The following is a 6,137-nucleotide window of genomic DNA, read 5'->3' as shown; positions in this document are numbered from 1 at the left end:
CCCCCCCCCCCCCGCCTCCAGCAGCTCCTCGGGGCGGCCGGGGACGTCGCGCAGCGGGGTGCCCGGGACGGCGGCCTCCAGCAGCAGGGCGAACCCGTCGGCGGAGGACCGCAGCAGCCGCACCGCGCCGTCCCCGGCCCAGAACCGCAGCGCCGCCGCCTCGCCGCGCGCCTCGTCGTGCGGATAGCCGACCTTGAGGACCGCGGCCGTCCCGTCGGCGGTCCGCACCGGGCCCGCCCACGAGCAGCTGCCGCCGTCGAACGGGGCACCCGGCTCCACCGCCCAGTCCGCGCGCAGCGCGGCGAGCCGCCCGGGCAGCCCGGCCAGCCACGCGCCGCCGCCCGGCAGCCGGCGGACGTTCTCGGCCACCGCCTCCGGCAGCGGGGCGGGGCCGGGCGCGGCGGCGGACACGGGTCAGCCCTCCTGGAGGAACAGTTCGCGGGTGAGGAAGGCGTGCCGCGAGTGGTCGGTGAACACTCCGTCGACCCCGGCGGCGAAGAACGCGTCGTACTCGGCGGCGAACCCGCCGTAGGCGGTGGGGTCGTCGCCGGAGCGCAGCGCCTCGGGCAGGAAGTGGTTCTCGCTGCGGAACGTGTAGGGGTGCACCAGCAGCCCGGCGGCGTGCGCGTCGGCGACCAGGGAGGTGGGCGCGCCCAGCCCGTCCTCGGCGGCGGGGTCGCGCGGCATCACCTGGTCCTTGGCCGGGCCGATGGCGTGCGCGTAGGACGCCACCTCGGCCAGGCCGTCGGGCGTGGTCAGCGGGGCCCAGTGCGCCTCGGTGCCCATGAGCTGCACCAGCGGCAGGCCGGTCGCGGCCAGCTCCTCCAGGCTCGCCCGCTCGAACGACTGGAGGAACACCGGCACCTCCGGCTCGGGCCCGGCCAGGCCGGCGCCGCGCAGCGCGTCGATGAGCGGCGGCTCCAGGGCCAGCCCGGCCGCCGCGTGGTAGGCGGGGTGCTTGGTCTCGGGGTAGACGCCGACCGGGCGCCCCAGCTCCGCGGTCAGGCGCTTGGCCAGGTCGATGATCTCGGCGAACGTGGGGATGGCGTAGTCGCCGTTGTGTGCGGTGTTGGCCGGCCGCACCTCGGGCAGGCGCTCGGTGGCGCGCAGGGTGCGCAGCTCGGCGAGGGTGAAGTCGTGCGCGAACCAGCCGGTGGTCGCGCGGCCGTCGACCGTGCGCGTGGTGCGCCGGTCGGCGAACTCCGGGTGGTCGGCCACGTCGGTGGTGCCGCCGATCTCCGGCTCGTGCCGCGCCACCAGGTGGCCGTCGGCGGTCGCCACGAGGTCCACCTCGATGAAGTCGCCGCCGTAGCGGGCGCCCAGCTCATAGGAGCCCAGCGTGTGCTCCGGGCGGTGCCCCGACGCCCCCCGGTGGGAGATGATCTTGATGGGGGAGTCCTGCTTGTTCCTGCGCACTGCGGTCCCGTCGTCACGGCCCCGGCCGTTCCCGGGACCCGCCTACCCGAACGAAGGGCCGGCCCGCACCGCGGACCGGCCCGGTCACCGTCGCCGGTGTCAGCCCAGCCGGTCGACCACGTGGTCGACGCAGGCCGTGAGCGCCCGCACGTCGTCCGGCTCCACCGCCGGGAACATGCCGATGCGCAGCTGGTTGCGGCCGAGCTTGCGGTACGGCTCGGTGTCGACCACCCCGTTGGCGCGCAGCACCTTGGCGACCGCCGCCGCGTCGACCGTTTCGGCGAAGTCGATCGTGCCCACCACCTGGGAGCGCTGCGCCGGGTCGGCCACGAACGGGGACGCGAACGGCGACTTCTCGGCCCAGGTGTAGAGCACCGAGGACGACTCGGCGGTGCGCGACACCGCCCAGTCGAGCCCGCCCCGGCCGTTGATCCACTCGATCTGGTCGGCGAGCAGCGCCAGCGTCGCGACCGCCGGGGTGTTGTAGGTCTGGTCCTTGCGGGAGTTGTCGACGGCGGTCGGCAGCGAGAAGAACTCGGGCACGTAGCGCCCGCTGTCCGCGATCTCGGCGACGCGCTCCAGCGCCCGCGGCGACATGACGGCCACCCACAGGCCGCCGTCGGCGGCGAACGACTTCTGCGGGGCGAAGTAGTAGACGTCGGTCTCGGCGATGTCGACCGGCAGTCCGCCCGCGCCGCTGGTGGCGTCGACCAGCACGAGCGCGTCGGCGTCGGCGCCGGGCACGCGGCGGATCGGCGCCGCCACACCGGTGGAGGTCTCGTTGTGGGTGAGGGCGTAGGCGTCGATCCCGGCCTCGGCGCGGGCCTCGCCGTGCGTGCCGGGGTCGGTGGCGATGACGGAGGGGTCGGCCAGCCACGGCGCGCCCTTGGTGACCTTGGCGAACTTGGACGAGAACTCGCCGAACGTGAGGTGCTGGGACCGCTCGCGGATCAGGCCGTGCGCGGCGATGTCCCAGAAGGCGGTGGTGCCGCCGTTGCCCAGCACGACCTCGTAGCCCTCGGGCAGCGAGAACAGGTCGGCCAGGCCGGACCGCACGCGGCCGACGAGCGACTTCACCGGCTTCTGCCGGTGCGAGGTGCCCATGAACGCGGAGCCGGACGAGGCGAGGGCGCCCAGTTGCTCGGGACGGACCTTGGACGGGCCGCACCCGAAACGGCCGTCGGCGGGCAGCAGGTTCGCGGGAATCTGAATCTCGGTCACCTGCGCAATCGTAGTGGCAGCACGGCACCCCGCGTCGGCCGGACCCCGAGGCCCGTTCCCGCCCGTTTCCCGTACGGCGCCGCCGATTCCGGCCGAACCGTCGACAGCGGCGGATCGGCGGTGTGGAATGGACACCGCGTCGAACACGCGCGAACGACGGGCCGGAAAGGGGCCCACCCCGGACCGCCGCGCCCCGTCCCCCGCGCCGGTCCCACCCCCGTGGAGAGCGCATGACCCTCGCTTCTCAGGGATCGGTCGACGGCGCCGCCGGCACCCCGGCGCCGCCCTCGGACGTGTCCGCCGTCCTCGGCGGCCTGCGTGCCCGGCCGCCGCGCGCCGAGATCCGGCGGGAGCGTCGCGCGGAACGGCGGGCCGACCGGCGGTTCCGGTACCGGTTCCCCGGCCGGCACGAGCGCGGCGACACGCTCGACCCGCCGCCGGTGCTCGACCTGGTCGTGGACGGCCCGGCCGCCGTCGCGGACGCCGCCGCCGCGGTCGCCGCCGACTGCGGCCCGCACCCGCACTGGATCGCGGGCCCCGCTGCGGGCCCCGGCGCGGACGGCGCGGGGGACGGCGCAGCGGACGCCCTCGCCCTCTACGCGCGCCTGCGCGCCATGGCCGAGGAGTTCGCCCGCCCGCACGGCGCGCGCCCCGGCGCGGACGGCCCCGAGGGCGGCGCGGCCGGCCCGTGGTGGCGCCGCAGGCCCGCGTGGTGGTGGCGCGACCCCCGGCCGCTCCGGCTGCGCCGCGTCGAATCGCTGCTGCTCCTCACCGACCGGGTCAGCGTGCGGCGCGTCCACAACCGCCTGCCCACCGAGGAGGGCGGCGAGACCGGCGGCCTGCGCACCCTGGCGCGGGGGCGGCGGACCGAGGTCCTCGTCATGGACGACCTGCGCACCGGGGGCGACCCCCGGCCGGCGGCGACGGCCACCGGGCGGCGGCTGCGCGACACCGCCACCGACGTCCTCCAGGCGTGGGCGCGGTTCGTCGGGTTCTTCGCCGAGTCCGGGCTGTTCGGGTGGATCGACAACCGGCTGATCACGCCGCTGTCGTTCGTCATGGCCGCCGTGGTCACCGTCGGCGCCCCGTCCTTCCTGGTCGGGTCGCTCACCGCCTTCAACACCGCGGTGACCTACGGCGTGACCGTGGTCCTCGCCGCCTTCAACGTCTCCCTGTTCGCCGCCCTCTTCCTGCCCTGGCGGCGGTTCGCCTGGCTGGGTCGGCACCGCTACCTGCGCGAGTTCTGCCCGCCGGACGCCGCCGGCGGCACGCCCTTCGACCCCAACGCCCCCGACCAGCCGACCCACCGCGACCTCGGTATCGGCGCCATCAACGCCTACCACTTGGCCCGGCACGCGGGGGAGGCCGCCGACGCCGCCGAGGGGGAGGACGCGGCCCGCGCCGCCGACGCGATCGCCCGCGTCGCCGTCAACGCGTTCCTCGACGATCTCGACGCCGCCTACGGCAGCACCCGGTGGGAGCACCGGTGGCTGCCCCGCCGCCACCGCTCGGAGCGGCCGGTCCTCGTCCTGCGCGGCGACGCCGACGCCACCGGCCGCGCCCTCGTCCGGCGCATCGAGCGGGAGCGCTTCGACCGGCGCCTGCCCGACCCGCTGCTCATCGTCCGCGTCGGAACCCGGGAGGGCCCTGCGGCGCTGCCGCCCCCGCTCGACCCCGAGGGGTGGGCGGCCGCCGCTGTCGCCGCCGACGGGACCGACGGGCCGGACGAGGCGCACGGGGAGGACAGCGGGGAGGCGCCGCGCGCGGTCCAGGTGTGGCGGCGCGCCCGGCACGCGGCCGGCCGGCTGGGGGTGCGCCGGGCCATCGCCCTGGACGCGTCCGGCCTCGGCCCCCCGTCCGCGCCGGCACAGGAGGCGCCGCCGCCCCGCGTCCGCAGCGGGGCGGCCCTCGCCGTGAACGCCCTCGCGGGCGTGGCCGTCGGCACGGCGGTGGGACTGGTCCTGGTGCTGGTGGCGGGCCCCGTCGTCGCGCGCGCCGTCAACCCGTGCGTCGCCAAGGGCGCGCTCACCCCGGTCGACGGCGTCTTCCGCCAAGGGGAGCACTGCGTCGGCTGGACCTACGGCTCCTTCGCCTTCGACGACCGGCTGGAGTCGGTGCAGGACCGCATCGCCGAGCAGAACGCCGACGTCGCCAAGTCCGACAAGCCCCACGTCACCGTGGCCTACGTCGGCGAGTTGTCGGTCGCCGACGCCGAGGCCGACCGCGACCGCCTGGCCGGGGTGCACGGCGAACTCGCCGGGCTGGCCATCCGCCAGGCCGCGCACAACGCCGAGTCCGACGGCGGCACGTCCTTCCCGCAGATCCGGCTCATGCTGGTGAACGCCGGACCCCGGTGGTCGGCGGCGGTCGACGCGGCCCGCCGGGTCACCGCGCACGCCCGCGACGACGACACGCTGCTCGCCGCCGTCGGCTTCGGCACCAGCGTGGAGGCCAACACCGCCGCCATCCGGGAGTTCACCCGCGCCGGCATCCCCATGATCGGCAGCACCGCCACCTACGACGCCGTCGCCGAGGTCGACGGCCGGCCCAGCCCGTTCTTCTTCCCCATCGCGCCCTCCAACACCCGCATCGCCCGCCAGGCCGCCTACTGGGCGTTCTACGGGGCCGAGCGCACCGACGACGAGGGCGTCCGGCGCGGCCTGGAGCCCGCGGCGACGGCCATGGCGATCGCCGACGACTCCGCGGGCGAGACCTACGGCATGGACCTCGCGGCGACCTTCATGGCCGAGTTCGCCCGGCTGGCGGGCGGCGACCCGGCCGAGGGCGTCGTCCCCTACGACGCCGACGCCGCCACCTCCCTGCGCGACGCCGTCGCCGAGGTCTGCGCCGACCCGCCGGAGCTGGTCTACTTCGCCGGGCGCTCCGACGACTTCCGGCACTTCTACGGACGGCTCCAGAGCGAGGGGGCGTGCGCCGAGGGCGTCGCCGTCCTCGGCTCCGACGACATCGCCAAGTACGTCACCGACCACGTGCGCGACCTCGGCAGGTACACCGACGCCCACCCCGTCTACTACACCCCGCTGGCCGCGAGCGGCACGTGGGGCCTCACCGGCGGGCTGGACGAGCGCGGGTTCTACGCCGAGCTGGACGACCTCTCCGCCGACCTCGACCTGGACGAGGAGCAGGCCGGGGACCGCCCGTCGGCCGCGCACGCCGCCATCGGCCACGACACGCTCACCGTCGTCGCCGAGGCCATCGGCGACGCGCAGGCCGAGCAGTACGGCGACAGCGACCGGTGGGGCGCCCCCGCCAGCCTGGAGGCGGAGATCCGGGCGACCGCCGGGGTGGTCGGGGTCAGCGGGCTCATCTCCTTCTCCGAGGGCGACGGCCACTGGTACGACGACAAGCTGATCCAGCTCGCGCTCGCCGGCCCGGAGGAGCGCCAGCACGTGGTCGGGGCGTGCGGGTGGATCACCCCGCGCCAGCGCGGCGACCTCCCCGAGTCCAACTGCCGCCCCTGACCGGCGGCGGACGGCGGC

General features: G+C 76.5%; 4 protein-coding genes. 1 reads left to right on the top strand and 3 read right to left on the bottom strand.

Annotation, left to right across the window (positions count from 1 at the left end; genetic code table 11):
• The 3 genes from NT8_RS14590 to serC form a co-directional block, all read right to left on the bottom strand.
• A partial coding sequence (locus NT8_RS14590) for an aminoglycoside phosphotransferase family protein (protein ID WP_217999184.1) occupies positions 1-411 on the bottom strand: 411 nt, incomplete at its 3' end.
• Positions 412-414: 3 nt separating this feature from the next.
• The gene (locus tag NT8_RS14585; RefSeq protein WP_067969264.1) at positions 415-1,416 is read right to left on the bottom strand and encodes a glycerophosphodiester phosphodiesterase family protein; all 1,002 of its coding nucleotides are present in this window, start codon (positions 1,414-1,416) and stop codon (positions 415-417) included.
• Positions 1,417-1,515: 99 nt separating this feature from the next.
• Positions 1,516-2,637 (bottom strand): phosphoserine transaminase, encoded by a 1,122-nt coding sequence (gene serC / locus NT8_RS14580; protein WP_394326583.1) that lies wholly within the window; start codon positions 2,635-2,637, stop codon positions 1,516-1,518.
• A gap of 230 nt (positions 2,638-2,867) precedes the next feature.
• On the opposite strand from serC, the gene NT8_RS14575 reads away from it, so the two are divergent.
• On the top strand, positions 2,868-6,119 hold the full coding sequence (locus NT8_RS14575; protein ID WP_067969261.1) for a type 1 periplasmic-binding domain-containing protein: 3,252 nt from the start codon (positions 2,868-2,870) through the stop codon (positions 6,117-6,119).
• Positions 6,120-6,137 lie beyond the last annotated feature (18 nt).

Origin of the sequence: Nocardiopsis trehalosi NBRC 14201, from assembly GCF_001552555.1 — a bacterium.
GTDB lineage: Bacteria > Actinomycetota > Actinomycetes > Streptosporangiales > Streptosporangiaceae > Nocardiopsis_B > Nocardiopsis_B trehalosi.
The sequence above is the reverse complement of the archived record's forward strand: the minus strand, read 5'-3'. Positions and strand labels throughout refer to the sequence as shown.